The following is a 24,078-nucleotide window of genomic DNA, read 5'->3' as shown; positions in this document are numbered from 1 at the left end:
AAATCCCCATGCCGCTGCGGGCGAATAACCAACACACCCGACAACCCCGTCCGCTCAATCTCCATAACACCTAACCTCAACCGTCTGTTGCCTGTGTTAGGCGAGTATTGTCAGGCTGGGTGTCAATGCAAGGGTGATGCGCGAATTGCTGCTCAGATGATCGCAGACGGAAATGGCGGTTCGTTGCTTTACTGATCCCTCAAACCGCTAGGTCGCCTGCTGGTTCAGCATCTCAAGCACGGCGTCGCGTTCCGACAGAACCAGCAGCAAGGCTAGATCGCCCGGTTCCATCTGTTTCAGGATCATCGCGGCGGCCTCCGACGGGGATGCGGCCCTTTGGATCTGGGTCTTGTCATATCCCTGTTCCAGGGCAGACTTTTCGATCAGGTCCGGTATCTCTCCCAATGAGCGGCCCCGTAGATACCCTTCCAGTTCAGCAGCAACGACCACGTCGGGTTGGAAATTCAACGCGGTTGCAGTGACGTCCCGAATGTCCTGATCCGAGCGATCTCCGGCATGGCTGAGCATGATGAACCGCCGTTTTGCTGGCAGGGCCGACAGCGCATCGCACACGGCAGAAATCGAATGCGGGTTATGCGCGAAATCCACGAAAACCTGAGCGCCGTTGTATAGGAATTCGTTACAGCGACCCGGATTGTCCCTGGCATCCGGTTTGAACCCGGCCAACCCATGCCGCACCGCCTCAAGCGTCAGCTTCAAAGCCAGCGCAAGGCACATAGCCGCCAGAGCGTTCAGGATGTTGTATTTCGCGGCCCCGCCCATGGTCAGGGGCACGTCGGACACAGCTATGACCACCTGCTCGGACCGGCCGTCGAAAAAGACGATATTGCCCTGCGAAACATAAGCGCAGCATGTTCCCGCGTCCCGCGCCCGACGGATCAGATCACTCCCGGCATCCAGAGAAAACCACCAGATATTTGCCGTAGTGTTTTCGGCCTCGGCACGGACAAAAGGATCATCGGCATTCAGGGCCAGAACGCCGCCCTTGGTCAGTGTCCGGTGCACGGCGAATTTCGCCTGAGCCAGCTCGGGCACCGTGTTGACGCCGTATTGCCCCAGATGATCGTTCGCCACGTTGGTGACAGTGGCGGCCATGGCGGCACGTGTCGGCAGGCCGCGGCGCAGGATACCCCCACGGGCCACTTCGAGGCAGCCGATTTCAAGCCGCTTGTCGCGTAGCAGCATCCGCCCTCCGCCGGGGCCGGAATAATCGCCGCGATCCAGAATATCATCACCCACCCGCACAAACTCGGTCGAGGTCAGTCCCGCGACCTTGCCCGAGGCGCGGGCGATGGCCTCCAGCAACCGGGTCGTCGTGGTCTTGCCATTTGTTCCGGTGATGAAGGCGACGGGGATGTTGTGAAGGGCGGGCCAGTCCACGTCATCCGGGGCGGGCAATGCGTCGACAGGCCAGGTTTGACTGCCGGTGCCATGCCCGATGGAAATTTCGTCATCGTCGCACAGGATATCCACGCCATGCGCCTCGGCTGCCGTGATCAGGGCGATCAGCGCAGGATTGGCCTCCTTCGCCATGACGCCTTTGACGTCCCGGATCATCTGATCAAAATCGCCCGGCGTCGTCGCCAACAACTCTGCCGCACAGAAATGCCAGGCGGTCTGCGCTGCAAAGATCGCGGAATAAAGCTGATCCATCGGTGCCGAGATTGCCAGATTGACACCACCGGTGAAGGTACGGTGGGTCAGTGCCTGATCCTGCCAGCCAAGCGCATCAAGAACGCGCCGGGCATGTTTTTCCCACAGTGCAATGACCTGCGCGGGGTCGATATCCGTGAAAAACACATCCATCACCGCGCCGGGGTGATCCCATAACAGGCCGGGGCCGGTCAGACGCCGCGCGTCATCCACCTGAATATGATCAGCGGTCGCGCATTCGATGGTCAGCGCGGTTTCAAGCTCTTCGATCCGGTCCATTCCGGTGCCCTCGCTCAATCCGCGTCTTCGCTGACTTCACGCGCCAGTCTTACGCCGCGTTCGTCCCGGATCAGGTTCTGGTCGCTGTCTAACATGTCCTCGAACGTGGTGTCGGCGGGGCTGGTCCTGGATGCCGCCTCGGTTTCAGAGGTTTCGCCATCGGAATTGAAGTAGATGATCTGTTTCCAGCACCGTGTGGTGTCATCGCCAAAGATCACCAGCAGATCGCCCGGTGCCGCCATTTCCAGCGCGGCGGTCACGGCCTCAACCTCATCCGGGATGATCGTGATCGCCTCATCTGGCGTCCCGCAATCGATCAGGGCCTGCCGCATCATTTGCGGCACTTCGTCATGCCCGCGACCCCGGCGGCGGTCATCGGCCTTGCAGATGAAATGATCAAAATGCCCGGCGAGCGCTGCGGCTCCATCAACGATGTCTTCATCGCGGCGGTCGCCGGGCATCGCAACAACGCACAGCCTGCGGCCCTTGACGTCCAACTGATCGGCCAATGCGGCCATCGCTTTCAGCGCGGCTGGGTTGTGGCCGTAATCAAGAATCACTTTGAAGGGATGTTCATCATAGACGTTCATCCGCCCCGGCGCTTGGAAATAACTGGTGTCGAAAGTGCGCAGACCATGCCGGATATTGTCCAGATCGACCCCAAAACTATAGGCCATTGCCGCCGCGACCATGGCGTTTTGCACGTTGAAGATCGCCTTGCCCTCAAGGGTGGCGGGGATCAGATGCGACCACAGAACCGGGATGTGAAGCCCTTTGTCATAGATGGTCAGCATGTCGCCATTCATGCCTTTTTCCAGCACGATGGCTTTGCCCCCTGTCTTGATATGTTCCTTGACCAGACTGTGACCGGGGTTGGTCGTGACATAGAAGATCTGATCCGCCCCGGCATAATCGGCCATTTTCAGACAATTGATGTCGTCGGCGTTCAGCACGGCCGTATCGGTCGCGCTTTCCACCACCACCCGTTTGACGACGGCCAGCTCCTCTACCGTGTTGATCCCGCCCAGACCCAGATGATCTGCCGAGACGTTCAGACAGGCCGCCACGTTCGAGCGTTGATAGCCCAGACCCGAGCGCACCAGCCCGCCCCGCGCGGTTTCCATCACCGCAAAATCGACCATCGGATCACGCAGGACGATCTGTGCCGATTTCGGGCCGGTCATGTCCCCCTTGACGCTCAGCTTGCCATCCACATAGACGCCGTCGGTCGAGGTCATGCCAACGATTTTGCCGCTGGTTTTCATGATATGACCCAGCATCCGCGACGTGGTCGTCTTGCCGTTGGTGCCGGTTATGGCCGCAATCGGGATGCGGGTCTGTTCATTGGGGGGGAACAGCATGTCGATGACCTTGCCTGCCACATCGCGCGGCTGACCTTCGGACGGGGCCACATGCATCCGGAAACCGGGGGCGGCGTTTACTTCGACAATCGCGCCACCGATATCCTTGTAGGATTTAGTGATATCGTCGATCAGGAAATCGACACCGCCCACATCCAGCCCGACGGCCATGATGGCGCGTTCGGCCATGTCGCGGTTGTCGGGATGCACCACGTCGGTCAGGTCGATGGCGGTGCCACCCGTTGACAGGTTCGCGGTCGAGCGCAGATAGAAAACCTCGCCCTCGGGCAAGACAGTGTCTTCCGTCACGCCCGCATTCTCCATCAGGCGGTTAGCCTGATTGTCCAGCTCGAGCCTGGTCAGCACTTTTTCATGCCCGATGCCCCGACGCGGGTCTTGGTTCACGATGTCGACCAATTCGGCAATCGTATGGGTGCCGTCGCCTATTACATGGCCGGGGACGCGTTTGGCCACCGCAACCAGTTTGTCGTTCACGACAAGCATCCGGTGATCAAAGCCGGTGATGAAGCTTTCAACCAGAATGGCGCGGCTGCGTGAATGCTCCTTGGCCTCGGCAAAGCCCGCCTCGACCTCGGCATCGGAATTCAGATTGATCGAAACGCCGCGTCCATGGTTGGCGTCCAACGGTTTGACCACCACCGGAAACCCGATCCGCGCTGCCGCACGCACGGCCTCGCGGGCCGAATAGACCATGCGTTGCTGCGGTACCGGCAGGCCAAGATCGTTCAGCAAATTATGGGTGTCTTCCTTGTCGCAGGAAATCTCGACCGAGATATGCTTGGTCTCGGACGTAATTGTCGCCTGAATGCGTTTCTGAAACTTGCCGTGCCCAAATTGCACAAGCGAGCCGGAATTCAGCCTGATCCACGGAATGTCGCGTTCCTGCGCCGCCTTGACCAGCGATCCGGTCGACGGGCCAAATTCCTTGCGTTGCGCCCTCAGCACAAAGCTGCGCAGTTCTTCATCCCAGTTGAAGTCCGGGTCGAATTCGTAATCCACCTGATCTTTCAGGGATTGCGGCAGCAGGTGCATCAGCAACCGCATCGCCAAATTGCCCGCATCCAGACCGACGTCACGCTGGCGGTATTCATAGACCATATTGTACTGGCCCGGCTCACCTGTGCCGCGCGTACGGCCAAAGGTCACGTCGGACCCGGCCACGTTCTGCACTTCGATGGCGCAATGTTCCAGCACATGCCCCAACCAGGTGCCTTCATCCTCGCGCAGGCGGCGGATGAAGCCGCCGGGTTCGCGATAGGAGCAGCCATGTTCCGCCAGACCGGGAAGCGCCTTGATCAAGGCGTCAATAAACTCGGAACCAATTTTTGCCGAGGGCCACTCTTCCAGAACACCCAGATCGATGACATGGCGAATGACCGGAAAACTTGCCCAGACATTTGGGCCGACAAAGACATTGGTCGAGATTATTTTCATGAGGCTCCCCGTTGGTTAGCTATTATTCCCCCCGCTGGCGGCCTCTTGACCGGACATGTCCGGCAATGTGCAGAACGCCATATGCTCATCCGGCGGAAAAGCCTGGCGAGCCGTCAGATCATAACGGCACCCTTCGCCCAGAACGTCAAGCCGAAGTCCAAGCAGGCTCAGTGCTTCACCGCGGCGCGCGTCCCACATCGATGAATGAGTCAGATGACTGGCGTCAACGACGGTAACCGATCCACTGCCCACGACTTCAAGGACATTATCGGGTCCGATGAAGGCTGCCGTGTCTTCGTCGATACCCAGTCCGATCAAAAAAGGGTTGAAAGATGAAGCAGTTAACAAACGTCCCAGCCGATTGCGCTGTGTGAAATGCTGGTCGATGATGACGGCGTTGGTCAAGCCCATGCCCGGAGCCAGCGTGATATTGCCCTCAGCCGGGGCCGAGTTGCTGCTGCCCCCGGCCACCATGTGTTCGGACATGATTGATGCCCCGGCTGAAGTGCCGGCAACCGGCACACCGGCCGCATTCCGACGGCGAATTTTCTGCGCAACAAGCGTGCCACCCAGAATCGCCGACAGTCGCAGCTGATTGCCACCGGTCATGAAAACCCCTGTGGCGCGGTCTAGCATCTCGGCATAATCGGGATTATCGCAATCGGCACGACGTGAGATGGGCAGAAATTCGACCTTGCCCGCACCCAGTTCGGAAAAGATGCGATTGTAATCCGGTCCGGTCTCTTCCAGCATCGAGGCTGTCGGGATCACGACAATATCGGCATTCTCACCACCTGAAAGCTCTACGAACTTACGGTGGATCTGCATTTCCTTGACGCGGTCTTCGCCGCCGCCGATCGGGATGATGAACCCGCGCGGGGTCTCTGCATCAACGGGTGCAGGGCACATATCTTACTTACCTTCCGGTATAAAAGCAGCCAGCCATCGGGGCCACTCGGACGCTTAATCTGTTCATACATGCCGTGTCGGGCCATCTGACCTTATCGGACATGCCGTTCCCCCCAGCGACATCACATGCCGCACGGCAGGGATTTCGTCAAGAACCACAGGTTTTGTGCCTGCTTCAGCCTGCCAGTGCCAAACCCTGCGCGACAAAAGCAATCCCCCCGAAACATCAAAGCTCCGGGGGGATCAGAATGTCCGTCAGTTTGCGCGCTGGTTCAGATGTCGAATTTGACACCCTGCGCCAGCGGGAGCTCTGCCGAGTAGTTCACGGTGTTGGTCTGGCGGCGCATATAGGCCTTCCACGCGTCCGAGCCGCTTTCGCGTCCGCCACCGGTTTCTTTCTCGCCTCCGAATGCGCCACCGATCTCGGCGCCCGAGGGGCCGATGTTGACGTTGGCAATACCGCAATCCGACCCCGCCGCAGTCAGGAATTGCTCGGCCTCGCGCATGTTCAGCGTGAACACACAGGATGACAGCCCTTGCGGCACATCGTTTTGAATCTGGATCGCATCGTCAAAATCGTCATAGCCCATGACATAAAGGATCGGTGCGAATGTCTCGGTTTTCACGACCGCACTTTGGCCGGGCATTTCGACGATTGCGGGCTGCATATAGACACCCGCAGGAAGCCCTGCGGTCACGCGCGCGCCGCCAAACACGGTGCCGCCTTCGGCCCTTGCGGCTTCCAGTGCGGCTGTCATGGCGGCACCCGATGCCTCATCTACCAGTGGCCCGATCAACGTGCCCTCAGACAGCGGATTGCCGATGGGCAAACCGGCATAAGCCTTTTTCAGGCGGCCCACCAGTTCCTCGCGGATCGAGTTGTGCACGATCAGACGGCGCAGCGTGGTACAGCGCTGACCGGCGGTCCCAACGGCCGAGAAGACAATGGCGCGCACGGCCATTTCCAGATCCGCCGAAGGGCCAACGATCATCGCGTTGTTGCCACCCAGTTCCAGAATGCACTTGCCAAAGCGTGCCGCTACAATGGGCGCAACTGCACGACCCATACGTGTCGAACCCGTGGCCGAGATGATCGGAACATTTTCGCTGGCCACCAGCGCCTCGCCCAACTCCGCGCCACCGATCAGGACCTGAAGTAACCCTTCGGGGGCATCGCCAAACCGCACCAGCGCGCGTTCAAAGATCTTCTGGCAGGCCATCGCTGTCAGCGGGGTCTTCTCGGACGGTTTCCAGACCACCGGATCGCCACAAACCAGTGCCAAAGCGGCGTTCCACGACCAGACGGCAACCGGGAAATTGAAGGCCGAGATCACCCCGACTGGGCCCGCCGGATGCCAGGTTTCCATCATCCGGTGCCCCGGACGTTCCGATGCGATGGTCAGACCGTAAAGCTGACGCGACAGACCAACGGCAAAGTCGCAGATGTCGATCATCTCCTGCACTTCGCCCAGACCTTCGGACGTGATCTTGCCGGCCTCCCAGCTGACAAGCGCGCCCAGATCGTCCTTGGCGGCGCGCAGCTCTTCGCCCAACAGGCGGATCAGCTCGCCCCGACGCGGGGCCGGCACAACGCGCCACGCCTTGAACGCGGTTTTGGCGCGGGCAATGATCGCGTCCATTTCGGTGGCCGGAGTTTCATGCACGTCGGCCAGCAGGCTGCCGTCAATCGGCGACGTCACTTTCAGGGTGCCGCCCTTCAATGCGGCACCCGTCAGATCCAGATTTGCAAGCGTGGTTTGGGCTGTCATTACGATGTCTTTCATATCTCAGGCCGCCTTGTTTTGCCGGGTCACGTCACCAGCACGATACAGCTGGCCAAATTCTGTTTTCAGGAAGTCGTTCAGTTTGACCTGTTCCTGCCGGACAAACCCTTTCGAAGGCAGCGTGCCGGTACGCATCAGGTCAACGACGCCCAGAATACCCGCAGCTGTGGTGACCTGAATGGCACTCCAGACCTGTCCGTTGATGGTGCGGGCAAAGCTTTTGTTGATCAGGGATTTCTCGCGCAGAACGCCATTGATCATACCCTTGGCCGTACAATAGACCAGCACCACGTCCTGATCGGTGCGGGGCAGGGCGGTCTCGAAGATCTCTTTCAGCAGATCGCGGCGGCGTTCCAGCCCCAGATCGTGCAGCAGCAGTTTCAGGATTTCACAATGGCCGGGATACCGGATCGTGCGATAAGACACGGCCCGCGCCTTGCCTTCCAGCGTTTCCGGCAGCGTGCCCAACCCGCCCGAGGTGTTGAAACACTCGTATTCCACACCATCGTGACCCAGAATCTCGTAATCTTCCAGTGGTGCTGTCTTGACCAGTTTGCCGTTCACAATGGCGTCGCAAGGATTGCAGTACTCGTTGATCAACCCATCGGTCGACCAGGTCAGATTGTACTTCAGCGCATTGGTCGGATAAAGCGGCAGTGCCCCCACCCGCATATGCAGGCTGTCCAGCTCATCGAACTCCGCTGCAAGCGCGGCTCCGGAGATACCCACAAAACCAGGTGCCAGACCACATTGCGGCATGAAAGCTGTCTCACTGCCTTCGGCCAGTTGGCGTACGGCCTCGGTGGCCGCAACGTCTTCGGTCAGGTCGAAATAATGCGCGCCCGCCTCTTTGGCGGCCTTGGCAATGTTCGGGGTCAAAAAGAACGGTGCCGCTGAAACCACGGCGTTAAACCCGGTCAGTTCCTTTGCCAGACTGTCCGCATCCCGGGCATCAATCTGCTTTGTACCAATCCCAAGCCTTGTGATTTCACCCAGTGCTTTCAGGTCATGGTCGGCCACGGTCACTTTATAGTTTGGCGAGGCCCTCAGCAGCGTCGCGATCATCTGACCGATCTTGCCTGCCCCGATTACGCAAATATTCCAGGACATCAACGTCTCCGTAAATTTCTGTTCCTGATATTATGGTGCAGGGCTGGCCAGACATTTCATAGGCCGCAATTTGACGAAGTGATCGGATATGCCGACATTATGTCGGATCAATTGGCATTATGGCGCAACCACCTTCAAGGGTTGAAATCGGCAGGCACCCCGAAAGGAGGAGAGCCAACGCCAGTGCCCGTCAGGGAATGCAGAAATGCGACAAGGGCGGTGATTTCCGCATCCGAAAGTGTCACTGGCACAATGTCGATCCTGCTGCGCTGGCGTTCCATTTCGTACCGGTCTTCCCACACCACGAAATCCGCTTTTTGCAGCCAGGGAACCTTGGGCAACGCAGCCATGTCGGGTTTCCATTTGGCAAGGCTGGTCTGGGGGTCAAGATGGTGACGGATCATGCTTTCGAGGTCCGCAAAAGCACCGTTATGCCCGTAGGGCGCAGTCAGGGCGACATTGCGCAGCATCGGCGTGCGAAAGCGATAGGCGTCTTCCAGACGGTTGCTTTCCGCCATCCGTCCAACGTCCCGCGCATATGGGTCCCATTGCCGGGTCCGGCCCGGCCCGAAAGGGGGCAAACCTAGCGCGTGAAACTCTTGGTCCGACATCAACGGACCCGCATGGCAGGTCGCACATCGCGCTTTGCCATAAAACAGGTTCATCCCGTCTTTCTGGACGCCTGACAGCGCATCCTTGTCCCCGGCCAAGTACTGGTCGAATGGGCTGTCGGTGCTGCGCCACTCGATGGCCATGAAGGCCGCCAGCGCGTTTGCGATCTGGGTGATCGTGATGTCTTCGGTGGTCTCGATGTTGTCAAAAGCCGCGACTATGGCGGGGCCATAGCGCGGATCGGTCCGCACGCGCTTGGCAAGGATCGGCCAGCCCTTGTCGATCCTGTCGTGAACCGCGCCGGTCACCTGATTTTCAGCGACATTACCGGCCATCTCGAATTGCGCGGTCAGCGGGAACAAGGCCTGCGCCGCCAGAAGCGAGTTCAATCCCCCGGGCAGCCATTCCTGCGCAGGCGAATTGAACCCGTTGCCATAGATGTCCGAGATGCTCAGGCGGCCATCGTGGAAAACGGTATGGATGTCCTTGGCCCCGAGGTTCCACAACCCCGGCGCATTTCGGGGAATGCGTTTGCGGATCTTGTCCGCGCCGGTACCCGGCGTGCGGTCCGGGCCAAGACCCTGTCCGCCTTCACCGATCCCCAGGGACAACCCGTCAGAAGTGCCGAAATCGGGGTGATGGCAATGGGCGCACGAAATGTTCAGATTGCCTGACAGGATCGGATCGTAAAACAGTTGATGACCGATAGTGGCCTGTTCCATATCAAATGGGATAAAGTCATCATCTGTCAGCGGGCGTGGCAGGTCCTGCGCCACCGCGGCCCCCGCCCAAACGAGGACAATCGCCCAATGCGCCAGTTTCTCTTTACCCTTTGTTTTCTTGCGACCCCGGCTCTGGCTGAGCTGGAACAGGCCCGTGACTTGATGGAGGTCGGAGAGTTTGAAGCCGCGCGCGCAGAACTGCTGCCCGCCGCCCGGTCGGGCAATGCCGAGGCCGAGGAACTGATTGGTGTGATGTACGGGCTGGGTCTTGGGGTCGAGCAGGACCACGAAAGGGCGTTTGAATGGTATCTGCGTGCCTCGATGAAGGGGCATCCGGGGGCGCAGTCGGGGGTCGGCTGGTACTACGAACTGGGTCTGGGATTGCCCGCCCCCGATCTGGTGCGGGCTTATATGTGGTACACGCTCAGCGCCATTGGCGGCGATCCCGATGCGGCGATCAGCCTTGAGGAAGTGATCAAGAAAATGTCGCCGGAGCAGATCGAGAAGGCGCATGTTCTGGTCAACGACTACAAAGGGTGGATGTACCCGTTTCGATAAGGGCCGGGCCACAAGGCCCGACCCGTCCGTTTAGTTCAGGTCTGCATTGCGCGAGGCGTTCACGTCCGCCTCAGCCGCCGTGACCGCATCGGTCAGCGCGGCAAAGATCTCATCACCACGGGCAACATTGGTCTGGAACCAGTCATAGACAGGTGAAGCCGCGGCTTTGAACGCAGCCTTCTGCTCGGGTGTCGGGACATACAGGTCACCGCCACCTGCGACGAAGTCCTCATAGGCCTGAATCGATTTGCGCTTGGGCGAGGCAAAAGTGGCCTGTTGCAGGGCGTAGAACCCATCGACAACGACCCGGCGCATATCTTCGGGCATCGCCTGGAACTTGGCGTTGTTCATCCACCACAGCGCACCCATATAGGCGTGCCCGTCCAGCGTGACATATTGCAGGCCGGCATCCGGGAACTTCATGCCCATGATGTCGGTGATGCCGTTCTTGGACCCCTCGACGACGCCGGTCTGGAAGCTGGTGAAAAGTTCCGGCCACGGGATCGGTGTAGGTGACGCGCCCAGTGCCTTGACCAGTTCCTGTGGCAGGTCGGCGACGACGGTACGGATTTTCAGACCTTCCATGTCGGCAGGCTCGGCGACGCGGTGCTTTGTGTTGGCGAAGTTGCGCCAGCCGCCGGTGTTGCCGATGGTCATCAGGCGGATCGCGCCACCTGAATCCTCCAGCGCCATGTCGCGCATCTTACGGGTGAAATCGCCCGACAGAACATGCTCGGCGATCCGGTCATCGGCCATCAGATAGGGCAGGTCCAGAACCTGCACATAGGGGAAGATGCCCGAGGCCCCGCCCGAGGTAGAGATATAGATATCGATGGTGCCATCCGCCACGCCTTGCAGGCATTCTGCACCGTTCGAACACAGCTGGGTGCCGATGAACAGCTCAACCTCGATGGCGCCGTTCGACGCCGCCTCGACATAGTTCTTGAAAACGATCAGACCGTCGTAATCCTCGTCATTTTCGTTCGAATTGGCAGTGGCGCGCAGCGTATAGTCCGCAGCCACCGCAGCGACCGCAGACGCGGCCACAAGCGATGTGGCAATCGCCGCTGTTTTGATGAAGTTTCCGAGCATGCGTTTCCTCCCTGTGATACTCAGTCAGTTTGCAAATCCCGTTATCCTCGGGATCGTCATGGATAGTGCGGGGATGTAGGTGATCAGAAAGATCACGATGATTTCGACAGCCAGAAACGGCAGGATCGCCTTGGCGATCGTCTCGACCCGCTCCCGCGACACGGCGGCGGCCACGAACAGCACCAACCCCATGGGGGGCGTTGCAAGGCCGACGGTCAGATTGACGCTCATGATGATGGCGAAATGGATCGGGTCTACGCCGAGGCCAGTGAAAATGGGACCAAGGATCGGGCCAAGGATGATGATCGCGGGGCCTGCGTCCAGAAACATACCGACGATAAACAACAACAGGTTGATCAGAAACAACAGGATCAGCGGATTTTCCGACAGGCTGAGGATCAACGAGGCCAATTGTTCCGGGGCATGGCTCAGGCTGACTACGGTCTTGAACGCCATTGCTGCGCCAACCAGCAGCAGCACCACAGCCGACGTCATACCTGCATTGCTCAGAACATCCGGAATTTCCCTCAGGGTCAGTGTACGCAGAACGAAAAATCCGATGATAAAGGCGTAGCCCACAGCAACAGCGGCGGCCTCGGTCGGAGTAAAGATGCCCCCCAGAATGCCGCCCAGAATGATCACGGGCGTCATCAGCGGGAAGAACGCCTTGAGGCTGGCTTTGCGCCGCTCATCCCATGTGTATTTCCGGCTGGCGACGGGAAAATCGTACTTGTCGGCCATGAACTTGATCATCACCATCAGGCCGACACCCACCATGATTCCGGGCACGATCCCCGCAAGGAACAAGGCGGCCACGCTTTCACCCATGACATAGGCATAGATGATCATGATGCCCGAGGGCGGGATGATTGGCCCGATGACCGAACTCGCGGCCGTAATGGCGGCGGCGAATTTTCGGGTGTATCCCTGTTTTTCCATCGCCGGGATCAGCATCGAACCCAGGGCGGATGTATCAGCCACCGCTGATCCCGAAAGGCCCGCGAACAGGATCGAGCTCAGAACGTTTACATGCGCCAGCCCGCCGCGCAGATGGCCCATCAGCGCCTGGCTGAATTCGACAAGGCGGATGGTGATGCCGCCGCGGTTCATCATTTCACCGGCCAGCATGAAGAACGGGATGGCCATCAGCGGGAAACTGTCCATGCCGTTGTAGACATTACGATAAAGCAGGGTGATGTCGTTCGTCTGTCCGTTCAGCCACAGCAAGATGCCGGGTGCCGCCAGAAGCGCGAAAAAGACCGGCAGGCCAATCAGCAGGAAAATCAGGAACGTAGGCAGGAACCAGATCAGCATCTATTCGGCCCCCACGGCTGCGTCGGGAATGTCCGGCAACAGATGCGCGCCGCCAAGCAGGGTGACCACGGAACGCAGGATAAGCTCGATATTGACCGAGATCAGCAGAATGATCCCCACCAGCAGCGAGGCCATCATCCAGCTGCGCGGAATGCGGTACCACTCGTCAAACCCAAGCGATGTCGGCAGGTACAGGGCGGCGGTTGCAAACCTGCCGCCAAAGCCCGTGACCTCGGACCAGCCGATTTTGACCGCAACCAAAAGCACGGCCAGCGAGATCAGTAGGAGGAACAGATTGAGTGACAGGCCGAGCATACGCGGCAGAAACCGTTGCAGCATGTCGATAGCTACAAAACCGCCGCGCCGAAAGGCCGTCGGTGCCATCAACCCGGTCATCCACAACATGCAGAACCGCGCGGCCTCATCCGGCCAGGGCAGGGCGTTGCCCAGAACGTATCGGAAGAACACCTGAATCAGGATTGCGATGACCATGAAAGCAATCGCAACGACGCCAACCGCGCGGCCCAGACGCAGCGCGGTTTCGTTCACGAATGCAATCGGCGCAAGCACCGATGCCAGTCCGCCCATGCGGATCCTCCCTTGTTCAGCCGCAGGTGTGTCCCGCGGTCGTCAGATCGCGCTTAGTGCTGCGCGAATTGGCCCATTTTCCCGGCGTAGAACGTCAGCGCGTCGCCGTCGCTCATGCTGGCCTTCAGGACTTTGCCCACCACGATCACGTGATCGCCCGCGTCGTGATAGGCATGTTGTTCGCATTCGAAACGTGCCAGACAATCCGACAGCAGCGGGGTGCCGTTTGCACAGCGCTCATGCCGGATGTCGCGCAGGGCATGGGCATCTTTCGAGCATCCAAAACACAGCTCGGCCTGCGCCGACGATAACACATGCACCGTGAAATGCCGTGCCGCGCGAAAATAAGGGAACCGGCGCGAGTTGCGGTCGCCGGCCCACATGATCAGTGGCGGGTCCAGCGACAGTGACGAAAAGCTGTTGGCCGTGATGCAGATAGGGCCATCACCGCTGTCGCATGTCACGATGGTAACGCCGGTTGCAAACCGACCAAAAGCATCCCGCAGGGTCCGGGTGTCGTCCTTATGTGGCACAAAGGTGTGGGTCATGTTCCTTGAGATTGCGTTCATCATGCTACCTCATGCCCCAGCGCCGCCTCGTACAGGCGGAACCAGGTTTCGCGATCTATGGTGACGTTCAACGCGTTTGAGATGCGTTTGATACGGTTCAGGTTGTTGGTGCCCAGAACCGGCAGAATGCCCGCCGGATGAGCCAGCAGGAAGGCGACGGCCACAGCGGCCCGGTCTACACCGAACTCCTCCGCGATTTCATCAGCGACAACCCCGACGGGCGGGTTTCCGGCCATCAGCAGCCCACCCCCCAGCGGCGACCACGCCATAAGGTGGTGCCCATGCTGCTGGTGAAACGCCAGATCGCCATTGGTGAAAGGGGCGATCGCGCCCAGTGAGATCTCGATCTGGTTGGTGACCAGCCGGGTTTTCATCGCCGATTGCAGCAGGGTCCAGTCCCACGGGCGGAAGTTCGAAACACCAACCGCGCCCACCTTGCCACTGGCGACAGCCTCATCCAGCGCAGCCCCGGTTTCGTGGTGGTCCATGAACGGATCAGGACGGTGGATCAGCAGCAGATCGATGTGGTCGATGGCCATTTCCGACAGGGACATGTCGATGGATTTCAGGATATGCGCGCGCGAGGTGTCATAGTATTTGACCTTCGCATCGGAATGCCGCCCCACAGGCGCGACGATGTCACATTTGGTGACGATCTCCATGTTCTGGCGCAGGCCGGGATTGGCGCGCAAGGCGTTGCCCAGAACGGCTTCGGCCGCGTAACCACCATAAATATCGGCCTGATCGAAGGTGGTGATGCCCTGATCAAGACAGGCCTGAATTTTGGCCTCGACATGCCCTGCCGAGGTGTCGCTATCGTCACCCAGCCGCCACATGCCATAGACAAGGCGGCTCATTTCCAGTGTGTCGGATAGTTTCACACGTTGCATCAGCGGCGCACTCCGTTGCCCAGCGGTGTGGCCGGGGGTGTCTTGGGCACACGCCCGTAGGCTTCGGGAAGCGAGCAGGTTTTCAGATGCGGCATCACACGAGCACCGAAATGCTTGACCTCATCCATGTGCGGATAGCCTGAGAAGATGAACGCGCGAATGCCCATCTTCCGGTAATCTTCGATCTTTGACATGACCTGATCGGTTGATCCAACCAGTGCCGCACCACAGCCCGAGCGGGCGCGGCCGACGCCGGTCCACAAACCGGGTTCCACATAGCCATATTCATCCGCCAGATCACGATTCCTGGCCTGATGCGCTACGCCAAGCGACGTTGCATCCAACGCCCGTTCGCGGATCGCGCGGCCATAGTCGTCATCCAGTTTTGAAACGATGTAATCCGCGTATTCCTGCGCCTCGGCTTCGGTATCGCGAACGATCATGTGAACCCGCAAGCCATAGTCGAGCGTACGGTCATAATTTTCGGCCACTGCATGAACAGCTTTCATCCGCTCGGCCAGTTGATCCTTGGTTTCCGGCCACATCAGGTACACATCGCAATGCTCGCCGCACAGCTCCAGCGCCGAGGGCGAATAACCGCCGAAATACAGCAGCGGCCCGCCAGTCTGATAGGGCCGCGCCGGGTCCGTTGTCAGACCTGTAAAGTTGTAGACCTCGCCCGCATGGTTGATTTCCTCCTGCGTCCAGGCCTGTTTCAGGATCTCGACCACTTCGCGCGACCGTTGATAACGATAGGCACTGTCGGCCTTTTCGCCGGGAAAATCGGATGAAATGATGTTGACGGTCAGCCGCCCCTTCAACATGTGATCCAAAGTCGCGATCGTGCGGGCCAGCATGATCGGCTGCATCTCGCCGCAGCGCACGGCGGCCAAAAGGTTGATCTTCTGCGTGATCGGCGCACACCCGGCGACAAAGCTCAGCGTGTCCTGCCCAACCTGATACGATGACGGGCACAGGATGTTGCGGAACCCCTGTGCCTCGGCCTCCTTCACGATGGCCGAGCAATGCTCCCAGCTGGACCGCAGATCACCATCAGGCACACCCAGGAACTGATAATCGTCCGAACATAAGGCGGCGAACCACGAAACCTCGGCCGCATCCAGATCAGGGGATGTGATGGGGACGATGGTCATTTGATTCACGCTCCGTGCATCTTTTACTTTCCTCTTGCGTAGCAAGCACATTGATGTAGATCAATAGTGTATCAATTTTTCCTGCGACCGAATGAAGCGCCTGAAATGCCCCCCAACACCCGAAACCCCAATGCCCTGCCTATCTATGTTCAGATTGCCGAGCTGCTGATCCGCGATATCGCTGCAGGCCGTTTGATCGATGGTGAGCGTCTGCCCCCGGAACGCGACATGGCGGCCGAGCTGAACGTGTCGGTCGGCACGCTGCGAAAATCGCTCGCCGAGCTTGAGAAAAAAGGCATGTTGGAGCGTATTCAGGGGTCAGGAAATTACATCCGCGAGACCGGAACTCAGAACAGCGTCTACGCGATGTTCCGGCTGGAATTGCCCCAAGGGGGCGGGTTGCCGCGTGCGGATATCCTGTCCGTCGATCATCTGAAGAAACCTTCCGATCTGCCGGATTTTGGCACTTCAGACACCGGATCGCGCGTACGTCGGATGCGCTATCTGAATGACACAATCATCGCGGTCGAGGAAATCTGGCTGGACGAATCAGCCGGCCTGATCAAGCGAAGCCTGCTGTCGGACTCGCTCTACCGCTATTATCAGCACCAGCTGGGTTTCTGGATATCACGGGCCGAAGATCGCGTATCGATTGGCCAGCTGCCCGATTGGACGCCCGCGGCGTTCACCAAAGCCGCCGGTGAAACGGTGGGCTATATCGAACGGTTCAGCTGGTCGGACAAGGCCGAACCTGTCGAATTTTCAAAGACCTGGTTCGACCCGGACCGGGCCACCTATGTCCAACGTCTGAAGTAAAAGGAAACGCGCATGACCCAGACCATCAATTACGGGCTGATCGGATGTGGCATGATGGGGCAGGAACACCTGCACAACATCGCCCTGCTGGACGGCACGCGTGTTGCGGCGATATTCGAACCCGATCCCGGGATGGCAAAAGCCGCGCAGGCGATTGCGCCGGGGGCGGTTATGGCACGCTCGGTGCAAGAGGTGTTGGATATCGAAGACCTGGACTGCCTTGTCATAGCCAGCCCAAATCACGTGCATGTCGACCAGATCTGTGAAATCGCGCAAACGCGCCCCTTGCCGCTATTGGTGGAAAAGCCCCTGTTCACCAACCCCCAGGACGCCGCAAGGCTAGCGAAGGTACAGCGTGACTATCCACACCCGATCTGGGTTGCGATGGAATACCGTTATATGCCGCCCATCGCGACCCTGATCGACAAGATCGGGGACACAGGCGGGGTCAGGATGCTGTCGATCCGGGAACATCGCTTTCCGTTTCTGCGGAAAGTCGGCGACTGGAACCGGTTCAACCGCAACACCGGCGGCACCTTTGTCGAGAAATGCTGCCACTTCTTCGATCTGATGCGGCTGATCCTGCAATCCGACCCTGTGCGGATCACCGCAAGCGGCGGGCAGGCGGTGAATCATCTGGACGAAACCTACGGGGGTGAAACACCCGATATACTGGATCATGGCTATGTTCTGGTCGATTTCGCCAATGGCGCGCGCGCGATGCTCGAGCTGTGCATGTTCGCCGAAGGCGCCCGCTATCAGGAGGAGATTTCGGCCATCGGACCCAAAGCCAAGGTCGAGGCTCTGGTGCCGGGGCCGGGGCGGTTCTGGCCCGACCATCTGGGAACGCCGCCAGTGCCGCAGGTCATCGTCAGCCCGCGGGACCCCAAGGGGCCAATGTCGCAGGATATCCCTGTCGATCCCCGTTTGCTGGCTGCCGGAGATCACAACGGCTCGACCTATTATCAGCACAAGGGGTTTCTGGATCTGGTGCGCGGGCACAAGGCCGAACCGGATGTGACAGTGCATGACGGTTTGTGGGCGGTGCGAATGGGATTGGCGGCGCAGCAGGCCCTGCAAACCGGCGAAACGGTTCACCTTAAGCACCCTTAGACTGACACCAGGCAGGTTCAGGGCAGAACCCTCTGCGGCGACAAATGTGTCGCTTGCGGGCCAATCTGTCGTAAATCTGCTAGTGAAGCGGGGCGCAGTAGGGGACAAAACTGTATGACCTGTCAGTGTATCCCCACCCGTCTTGATCGCCGTGCGACCGGCTGTGATCTGGTCGCGACGCGCCGGTAACCGCCCTTCGGGGCCGTTCTGCCTGCCTGCTTTCAGACGACAACGGAATACCTCATGACAACCGCTCTGCGCCTCGCCATCGATATTGGCGGCACTTTTACCGATACGGTCCTGGTCTCGGGTGATGAGACGATACTGGCCTCCACCAAAACCCTGACCACCCACCAGAACCCGGCAGAAGGCGCACTGGAAGGCGCGCGGCGAGTCATGGCGCAGACTGGCCGGTCGCTGAAAGATGTCACCGGATTCATTCACGGAACAACTCTGGCAACCAACGCGCTGATCGAACGGCGCGGGGCAGTCGTGACCACGGTCTGCACCGAAGGATTCCGCGATATTCTCGATATCGGGTACGAACGTCGGTATTCCCAATACGACATCAATCTTGAAAAGCCGGACATGCTGGTGCCGCGCGAACGCTCGTTGACCATACGCGAACGCATGTCGGCAGAAGGCGAGGTGCTGATTGAACTGGATGAAGGGCAAGTAGACCGGTTGCTGGCCGAGATTGACGCCAGCGGGGCCGAGGCGGTGGCCATCTGCCTGATGCACTCTTACGCCAACCCGACCCACGAATGGCGTTTGCGCGATCTTCTGGCGCGACACCGCCCCGGTTTGACCGTCTCGATCTCGTCCGATGTCAGCCCCGAAGCGCGTGAGTTTGACCGGCTCTGCACCACTGTAGCCAACGCCTATATTCAACCGCTGATGGATAGCTATCTGACCCGGTTTGTGGATCAGTTCACGGCCGAGGGCGTAACCTGTCCGATCCTGATGATGACGGCAGGCGGTGGTATGTGCACGATCGACACCGCCACGCGTTTCCCCATTCGTCTGGTGGAATCCGGCCCTGCCGGTGGGGCTATTCTGTCCGCCCGCATCGCCGCGCGTGCCGGGTTGGATCAGGTCCTGTCATTTGACGTCGGTGGCACCACGGCCAAGCTCTGCCTGATCGACAAGGCGCGCCCTCAGACATCCCGCTCTTTCGAAATCGCCCGCGCGGCACGGTTTATCAAGGGGTCGGGAATGCCGGTGCGCATTCCGGTGATCGAGATGATAGAAATTGGTGCTGGTGGTGGTTCGATCGCGGGTGTTGACCGTCTCGGGCGTCTGACAGTCGGGCCGAAGTCGGCAGGCTCGGAACCCGGACCGGTCGCCTTCATGCGCGGCGGCATCGATCCGACCGTGACCGACAGTGACATCACTCTGGGCTATATCGTGCCCGACACCTTTGCCGAGGGGCATATCCAGCTGGACCCTGCTGGCGCCAAGGCCGCCCTGAGACGTGTGATCGGGGAAAAACTGGGGCTGGATGCGACAGGTGCGGCAGATGGGGTCAGCCGCATCGTTGTCGAAAGCATGGCCAGCGCCGGGCGGATGCACGCGGTCGAAAGCGGCAAGGACCTTGGCCCGCGTACCATGATTGCCTTTGGTGGCAACGGGCCGCTGCATGCCACCCGCGTCGCCCGGTCCGCCGGTGTTTCGCATATCGTGATCCCGCCCAATCCCGGCGTCGGTTCGGCGGTTGGGTTCCTGTTTGCACCGGTGTCCTTCGAAATCGTCCGCTCGCGCTATTCCCTGCTCGACAGCATGGACATGGACGGGGTGAACGCCCTGTTCGATACGATGATTGCCGAAGCAAAAGAGGTCGTCGCCCAAGGGGCAGGGGATGCACCCACCGAAACCCTGCGCACCGCCTTCATGCGCTATAGCGGGCAAGGGCATGAGATCGAGATTACCTTGCCGGACCGCGCCCTGACGCGCCAGGATATCGCCCCGCTGACAGCCGCATTCGAAGAGGAATACCGCAAACAATTCTCACGCCCTGTTCCGGGGATGAAGATCGAGATCCTCAATTGGGCCGTTCGCGTTGCCACCCCGGACAAAGCGGTGCCCACGGTGTCAGAAACGCCGGGCAAAACCGCATTTCAGGTCACGCAAACACGCCCCATCACCTGTGATCTGGATGGCACGGTAAAACAGGCCGCCTTTCTCGCCCGCGCCGATATGCGCCCCGGTGACCATGTGGCAGGCCCCGCGCTGATCCATGAACCGCAAACAACCACACTCGTTTCCGCCGATTTCTCGGCCCAGATGGATGCAATCGGCAACCTTGTCCTGATACAGGACCAGAAAGGAGGCGCATGATGACCGCTGATCTGTCCCCCGCCCGCCTGCAAGTGATGTGGAACCGCTTGCTGGCTGTGGTCGAAGAACAGGGCCAGACCCTGATCCGCGCGGCTTTCTCGCCCATCGTGCGCGAATGCGGCGACATTTCCGCGGGGATATTCGACGTGAATGGCCGGATGCTGGCGCAGGCCGTGACCGGAACACCGGGCCATATCAACACCATGGCCGAGGCCGTGCTGCACCTGCGCGCCCGTTTCGCGGTACAGGACATGCGCCCCGGCGACATCTACATGACGAACGACCCATGGCTGGCCTCGGGGCATCTGAACGACTTCCTGCTGATGATGCCCGCGTTCAAGGACGGCAGGGTGGTGGGCTTTACCTCCTGCACCTCGCATCTGGTGGATTTGGGTGGTCTTGGCATGGGGCCTGAAGGCTCGGACATCTATGACGAAGGCCTGCTGATCCCGCCTTGCAAACTGGTCGAGGCCGGAACGCCCAATGCGCTGCTGATGGAAATCATCCGCGCCAACTCGCGCGAGCCTGTGGCGAATGAGGGCGACATCTACGCCCTGATCGCCTGTTGCGAGGCCGGGGTGAACCGCCTTGTTGCGATGATGGAGGAGTTCGGGATCGATGATCTGGACAGGCTTGGCACCTATATCATCGACACCTCGCGTAAAGGTGCGTTGCAGGCCATCGCCGAGGTGCCCGAGGGCGTTTACAAGAACGTGCTGCGCATGGACGGTTATGAGGCAGAGCTGGAGCTGCACGCAACGCTCACTGTGACCAAAGACGGGATGCATGTCGATTTCACGGGCACGTCAGGGTGTTCGAAGAAGGGCATCAACGTGCCTTTGAACTATGCGACCGCCTATACGGTCTTTGCCCTGCGTTGCATCGTCGGGCCGGATATCCCGAACAACGCGGGCTCGCTGGAACCTTTCACGGTGGACGGCCCCAAAGGTTGCATTCTGAACGCCCAGCATCCGGTGCCTGTGGCCATGCGGCATACGCTGGGGCAGGTTACACCGGATCTGGTTTTGGGCTGCCTGCATCAGGCGCTGCCCGATCAGGTGCCCGCCGAAGGGGCCTCGTGCATGTTCGATCTGCCAATGCGCCACGCGCCCGAAGTGGCGGCGAATGGCGGGCGTGAATTTGCCATCGAACCCGTTCACAACGGCGGCACCGGGGCGCGACCCCTTGCGGATGGCCTGTCTGCGACAGCCTACCCTTCGGGGGTGTTCGGCTCGCAGGTCGAAATAACCGAAAGTGTCGCACCGGTGATCATGTGGCGACGCGAATTGTTGCCCGACTCGGGCGGCGCAGGCCAGTTCAGGGGCGGATTGGGTCAGCGGATCGAGATGACGTCCGCCAACGATGCCCCCTTCATCGTCTTTCTGTCGGTCGAACGTCTGAAATTCCCCGCTCTGGGCCGCATGGGCGGCCTGCCCGGCGCGCCGGGACGTATCCGGTTCCGCGATGGCGGCGGCGACATTCCGGGCAAGGGTGAGCTACGCGTGGAAAGCGGCGATTACCTGATCTTCGACACGCCCGGTGGCGGCGGCTTTGGCGATCCGGCCGCGCGCGACCCAGAGGCGCTGGCGCTGGACCTCAGGCGCGGTCTGGTCACGGAAGAAGGGGCCAAAGCCTATGGGAGTGCCTCATGATCCGCGCGGTTGATCACATTCGTGCCATGGCGGCCTATGCGCTGGCCGATCTGGGCGGGCCGGACACTGTATCTCTAGCCCAGAATGAAAGCGCTTTCCCGGTCAGCCCTGCCGCAATTGCGGCGGGGAAGGTGGCATTGCACCGGATGCCGCTTTATCCCGATCCCGACTGGTCGGACCTACGCGCCGCCATCGCTCAGGTGCACGGGGTGCCAGCCGACAACATCCTGTGCGGTGCCGGATCGATGGAGTTGATCGGCTGCCTTATCCGCGCCTATTCAGGGCCGGGCGACCATGTATTGGGCACGGATTACGGCTATGCCTATGTGGCATCAGCGACGGCGCAGGTGCGTGCAGACTATGTGAAAGCGCGCGAGGTTGATCTGACCGTCTCGGTCGACGACATTCTGGCGGCTGTTACGCCAGATACCCGGATCGTCTTTGTCTGCAACCCCGGCAACCCGACCGGCACCCTGATCCCGAATGCCGAGATCATCCGCCTGCGCGACACATTGCCCGAGGACGTGCTGCTGGTGGTCGATCAGGCCTATGCAGAATTCGCTGATCGCGACCACGACCCGGCTGAAATCTTTGCCCTCGTCGCACGTGGGGATACTGTGGTCATACGCACCTTCTCAAAGGCTTACGGTCTGGCGGGCGCGCGCGTGGGTTGGGGTCTGTTCCCGTCTGAGGTCGCGATTGAGCTGCGAAAACTGCTCAACCCCAACAACGTATCGACCCCCTCTCAGGCCATGGCAACGGCAGCGGTGCAAGATCAGCCCCACATGCGCAACACGGTTGCCAGAACCGCCGCCATCCGGGATCGCTTTGCCGACGGGTGCCGGGCGCTGGGATTATCTGTTCCGCACAGCCACACCAATTTTGTCCTGATCCGATTTGCCGATGCCGCCACCGCGCAAAAAGCGGATGCAGCGTTGCGCAAAGCGGGTTTGCTCATGCGCGGAATGGGCGGCTATTGCCTCGCGGATTGCCTGCGCGCCACGATCTGTGACACGGCAGTGATGGAGCGCTGCCTGACTGTTCTGAAAGAGGTGACGTCATGACCTTTGAAACCCGGACACGGGCCAAAATCGGGGTGCTGGTGCCCTTTACCAACACCAATCTCGAAGCTGACATGATGCTGATGCGCTGCCCGGACACGACGGTGCATTTTCAGCGAATGGGTGGCTATGACGTGGATGAGATCCCCGGCTCGGATCAGATGGCGGGTCTGGGGGCCTCGGATATCAGCCATGACCTCAAGATGATCTCGGGCGTTCGGCCCGATGTGGTGCTCTATGGCTGTACCTCGGCCACGCTGACCCATGGCCCGTCCTTTGATCACCAGCTGGCGCAGGACATCAGGGCTGCGTCGGGCGCCGTGTGTATTACCGCCGCAGGGGCGCTGGTTGGTGCGATCCATGCGCTCGGCGTGTCCAGCGTCGGTTTTTCTTCACCCTATCTGGGCGAGATCAACACGCAGGCCATGGATTTTCTGACGCAAAACCAGATCACAACGGTGAAATGCGCCGATATCGGCCGCGAGCTGGGCAATTACGGGCAGGGAGAACTGACCCCGGACGAGGTTTTCGACCTTGCCATGCAGGCCGACCACCCAAAGGCCGAGGCCATCATACTCAGCTGCACCGACATGCGCGCGGTCGAGGCCATAGACCGGATCGAAGCGGCCCTTGATAAACCTGTTGTGACGTCCAATCAGGCCATGATGTTTGCCCTAATGCAGGCGCTTGACCTGCCAAGGCACAGAAATGTTCCGGGGCGGTTGTTTGATCTGCTATAGCCGCGGATCAGGCAAAAGCATGGAACCCACGTCGGATGGCTGCCTGCCTCAAAGGCAGGTTCGCCCCGACACATGGGGCGGGTATTCTGGCCCACTCAACGCGCCGTGTCGCAGATGTGACTGTATTTACGTCGCAAAAGAACAAGATACCGCGCCCTCGACGCCATAGTCGGAATAAGGGCCGCTCGGGAATGAAGCACATGTTGAACCATCCGCACGGTTACGGGAGATTTGGCCAGCCCTGTGGGGAAACCATCTTGGGCTTGTCTGAAACATCATACGTTCACA

Annotated in this window: 19 protein-coding genes; 7 read left to right on the top strand and 12 right to left on the bottom strand. The window is 59.9% G+C overall.

The window, feature by feature from the left end; translation table 11 throughout:
- Positions 1–207 precede the first annotated feature (207 nt).
- From ACR0ID_RS17325 to ACR0ID_RS17300, 6 genes are all read right to left on the bottom strand, one after another.
- A complete protein-coding gene (locus tag ACR0ID_RS17325) occupies positions 208–1,971 on the bottom strand; it encodes a Mur ligase family protein (RefSeq protein WP_480555890.1) in 1,764 nt (587 codons plus the stop codon).
- On the bottom strand, positions 1,968–4,769 hold the full coding sequence (gene cphA, locus ACR0ID_RS17320) for a cyanophycin synthetase (protein ID WP_480607371.1): 2,802 nt from the start codon (positions 4,767–4,769) through the stop codon (positions 1,968–1,970). The genes ACR0ID_RS17325 and cphA overlap by 4 nt, the downstream gene beginning before the upstream one ends.
- 15 nt (positions 4,770–4,784) lie before the next feature.
- Positions 4,785–5,678 (bottom strand): cyanophycinase, encoded by an 894-nt coding sequence (locus ACR0ID_RS17315; protein ID WP_480477557.1) that lies wholly within the window; start codon positions 5,676–5,678, stop codon positions 4,785–4,787.
- Between the two features lie 272 nt (positions 5,679–5,950).
- Entirely contained in the window at positions 5,951–7,462 is a 1,512-nt protein-coding gene (gene amaB, locus ACR0ID_RS17310) for an L-piperidine-6-carboxylate dehydrogenase (RefSeq protein ID WP_480607367.1), read from the bottom strand.
- A 3-nt stretch (positions 7,463–7,465) separates the two neighbouring features.
- On the bottom strand, positions 7,466–8,572 hold the full coding sequence (locus ACR0ID_RS17305; protein WP_480607364.1) for a saccharopine dehydrogenase family protein: 1,107 nt from the start codon (positions 8,570–8,572) through the stop codon (positions 7,466–7,468).
- A 134-nt stretch (positions 8,573–8,706) separates the two neighbouring features.
- Complete coding sequence (locus ACR0ID_RS17300) at positions 8,707–9,960, bottom strand: cytochrome-c peroxidase (protein ID WP_480607361.1); 1,254 nt, start codon at positions 9,958–9,960, stop codon at positions 8,707–8,709.
- A gap of 33 nt (positions 9,961–9,993) precedes the next feature.
- Here ACR0ID_RS17300 and ACR0ID_RS17295 point away from each other — a divergent pair, with 33 nt between their 5' ends.
- Complete coding sequence (locus tag ACR0ID_RS17295) at positions 9,994–10,464, top strand: tetratricopeptide repeat protein (RefSeq protein ID WP_480607358.1); 471 nt, start codon at positions 9,994–9,996, stop codon at positions 10,462–10,464.
- A 30-nt stretch (positions 10,465–10,494) separates the two neighbouring features.
- Here ACR0ID_RS17295 and ACR0ID_RS17290 read toward each other — a convergent pair whose 3' ends face one another.
- The 6 genes from ACR0ID_RS17290 to ACR0ID_RS17265 are packed head-to-tail and all read right to left on the bottom strand — an operon-like array spanning position 10,495 to position 16,071.
- Positions 10,495–11,556 carry a TRAP transporter substrate-binding protein gene (locus tag ACR0ID_RS17290; RefSeq protein ID WP_480555887.1) on the bottom strand — a complete coding sequence of 354 codons (1,062 nt, stop codon included), beginning with the start codon at positions 11,554–11,556 and terminating at the stop codon, positions 10,495–10,497.
- Positions 11,557–11,580: 24 nt separating this feature from the next.
- Positions 11,581–12,870: a TRAP transporter large permease gene (locus tag ACR0ID_RS17285; protein WP_480477545.1), complete on the bottom strand. Its 1,290-nt coding sequence runs from the start codon at positions 12,868–12,870 to the stop codon at positions 11,581–11,583.
- Positions 12,871–13,458 carry a TRAP transporter small permease gene (locus tag ACR0ID_RS17280; RefSeq protein ID WP_480477543.1) on the bottom strand — a complete coding sequence of 196 codons (588 nt, stop codon included), beginning with the start codon at positions 13,456–13,458 and terminating at the stop codon, positions 12,871–12,873.
- Positions 13,459–13,511: 53 nt separating this feature from the next.
- On the bottom strand, positions 13,512–14,027 hold the full coding sequence (locus ACR0ID_RS17275; RefSeq protein WP_480477541.1) for a flavin reductase family protein: 516 nt from the start codon (positions 14,025–14,027) through the stop codon (positions 13,512–13,514).
- Positions 14,027–14,917 (bottom strand): aldo/keto reductase, encoded by an 891-nt coding sequence (locus ACR0ID_RS17270; RefSeq protein WP_480477539.1) that lies wholly within the window; start codon positions 14,915–14,917, stop codon positions 14,027–14,029. The genes ACR0ID_RS17275 and ACR0ID_RS17270 overlap by 1 nt, the downstream gene beginning before the upstream one ends.
- The gene (locus tag ACR0ID_RS17265) at positions 14,917–16,071 is read right to left on the bottom strand and encodes an LLM class flavin-dependent oxidoreductase (RefSeq protein WP_480607353.1); all 1,155 of its coding nucleotides are present in this window, start codon (positions 16,069–16,071) and stop codon (positions 14,917–14,919) included. The genes ACR0ID_RS17270 and ACR0ID_RS17265 overlap by 1 nt, the downstream gene beginning before the upstream one ends.
- Positions 16,072–16,176: 105 nt before the next feature.
- Here ACR0ID_RS17265 and ACR0ID_RS17260 point away from each other — a divergent pair, with 105 nt between their 5' ends.
- From ACR0ID_RS17260 to ACR0ID_RS17235, 6 genes are all read left to right on the top strand, one after another.
- Positions 16,177–16,887, top strand: a complete 711-nt coding sequence (locus ACR0ID_RS17260; protein WP_480607350.1) for a GntR family transcriptional regulator — start codon at positions 16,177–16,179, stop codon at positions 16,885–16,887.
- A 12-nt stretch (positions 16,888–16,899) separates the two neighbouring features.
- On the top strand, positions 16,900–18,000 hold the full coding sequence (locus ACR0ID_RS17255; protein ID WP_480607347.1) for a Gfo/Idh/MocA family protein: 1,101 nt from the start codon (positions 16,900–16,902) through the stop codon (positions 17,998–18,000).
- Between the two features lie 243 nt (positions 18,001–18,243).
- Positions 18,244–20,337, top strand: a complete 2,094-nt coding sequence (locus ACR0ID_RS17250; RefSeq protein WP_480607345.1) for a hydantoinase/oxoprolinase family protein — start codon at positions 18,244–18,246, stop codon at positions 20,335–20,337.
- Entirely contained in the window at positions 20,337–21,989 is a 1,653-nt protein-coding gene (locus tag ACR0ID_RS17245) for a hydantoinase B/oxoprolinase family protein (RefSeq protein ID WP_480607342.1), read from the top strand. Before ACR0ID_RS17250 ends, ACR0ID_RS17245 begins: the two co-directional genes overlap by 1 nt.
- Positions 21,986–23,053, top strand: a complete 1,068-nt coding sequence (locus ACR0ID_RS17240; protein WP_480477527.1) for a pyridoxal phosphate-dependent aminotransferase — start codon at positions 21,986–21,988, stop codon at positions 23,051–23,053. The genes ACR0ID_RS17245 and ACR0ID_RS17240 overlap by 4 nt, the downstream gene beginning before the upstream one ends.
- The gene (locus ACR0ID_RS17235; RefSeq protein WP_480607339.1) at positions 23,050–23,790 is read left to right on the top strand and encodes a maleate cis-trans isomerase family protein; all 741 of its coding nucleotides are present in this window, start codon (positions 23,050–23,052) and stop codon (positions 23,788–23,790) included. The genes ACR0ID_RS17240 and ACR0ID_RS17235 overlap by 4 nt, the downstream gene beginning before the upstream one ends.
- Positions 23,791–24,078: the final 288 nt, after the last annotated feature.

This window comes from Ruegeria sp. AL2, from assembly GCF_056540845.1.
The sequence above is the reverse complement of the archived record's forward strand: the minus strand, read 5'-3'. Positions and strand labels throughout refer to the sequence as shown.

Excerpts from the sequence above, each read along its gene's own strand:
- ACR0ID_RS17315 (WP_480477557.1), bottom strand. The coding sequence starts at position 5,678 with ATGTGCCCTGCACCCGTTGATGCAGAGACCCCGCGCGGGTTCATCATC.
- ACR0ID_RS17270 (WP_480477539.1), bottom strand. The coding sequence starts at position 14,917 with ATGCAACGTGTGAAACTATCCGACACACTGGAAATGAGCCGCCTTGTC.
- ACR0ID_RS17285 (WP_480477545.1), bottom strand. The coding sequence starts at position 12,870 with ATGCTGATCTGGTTCCTGCCTACGTTCCTGATTTTCCTGCTGATTGGC.
- ACR0ID_RS17265 (WP_480607353.1), bottom strand. The coding sequence starts at position 16,071 with ATGACCATCGTCCCCATCACATCCCCTGATCTGGATGCGGCCGAGGTT.
- ACR0ID_RS17235 (WP_480607339.1), top strand. The coding sequence starts at position 23,050 with ATGACCTTTGAAACCCGGACACGGGCCAAAATCGGGGTGCTGGTGCCC.
- cphA (WP_480607371.1), bottom strand. The coding sequence starts at position 4,769 with ATGAAAATAATCTCGACCAATGTCTTTGTCGGCCCAAATGTCTGGGCA.
- ACR0ID_RS17295 (WP_480607358.1), top strand. The coding sequence starts at position 9,994 with ATGCGCCAGTTTCTCTTTACCCTTTGTTTTCTTGCGACCCCGGCTCTG.
- ACR0ID_RS17305 (WP_480607364.1), bottom strand. The coding sequence starts at position 8,572 with ATGTCCTGGAATATTTGCGTAATCGGGGCAGGCAAGATCGGTCAGATG.
- ACR0ID_RS17290 (WP_480555887.1), bottom strand. The coding sequence starts at position 11,556 with ATGCTCGGAAACTTCATCAAAACAGCGGCGATTGCCACATCGCTTGTG.
- ACR0ID_RS17245 (WP_480607342.1), top strand. The coding sequence starts at position 20,337 with ATGACCGCTGATCTGTCCCCCGCCCGCCTGCAAGTGATGTGGAACCGC.
- ACR0ID_RS17240 (WP_480477527.1), top strand. The coding sequence starts at position 21,986 with ATGATCCGCGCGGTTGATCACATTCGTGCCATGGCGGCCTATGCGCTG.
- ACR0ID_RS17255 (WP_480607347.1), top strand. The coding sequence starts at position 16,900 with ATGACCCAGACCATCAATTACGGGCTGATCGGATGTGGCATGATGGGG.
- ACR0ID_RS17280 (WP_480477543.1), bottom strand. The coding sequence starts at position 13,458 with ATGGGCGGACTGGCATCGGTGCTTGCGCCGATTGCATTCGTGAACGAA.
- ACR0ID_RS17260 (WP_480607350.1), top strand. The coding sequence starts at position 16,177 with ATGCCCCCCAACACCCGAAACCCCAATGCCCTGCCTATCTATGTTCAG.
- amaB (WP_480607367.1), bottom strand. The coding sequence starts at position 7,462 with ATGAAAGACATCGTAATGACAGCCCAAACCACGCTTGCAAATCTGGAT.
- ACR0ID_RS17250 (WP_480607345.1), top strand. The coding sequence starts at position 18,244 with ATGACAACCGCTCTGCGCCTCGCCATCGATATTGGCGGCACTTTTACC.
- ACR0ID_RS17275 (WP_480477541.1), bottom strand. The coding sequence starts at position 14,027 with ATGAACGCAATCTCAAGGAACATGACCCACACCTTTGTGCCACATAAG.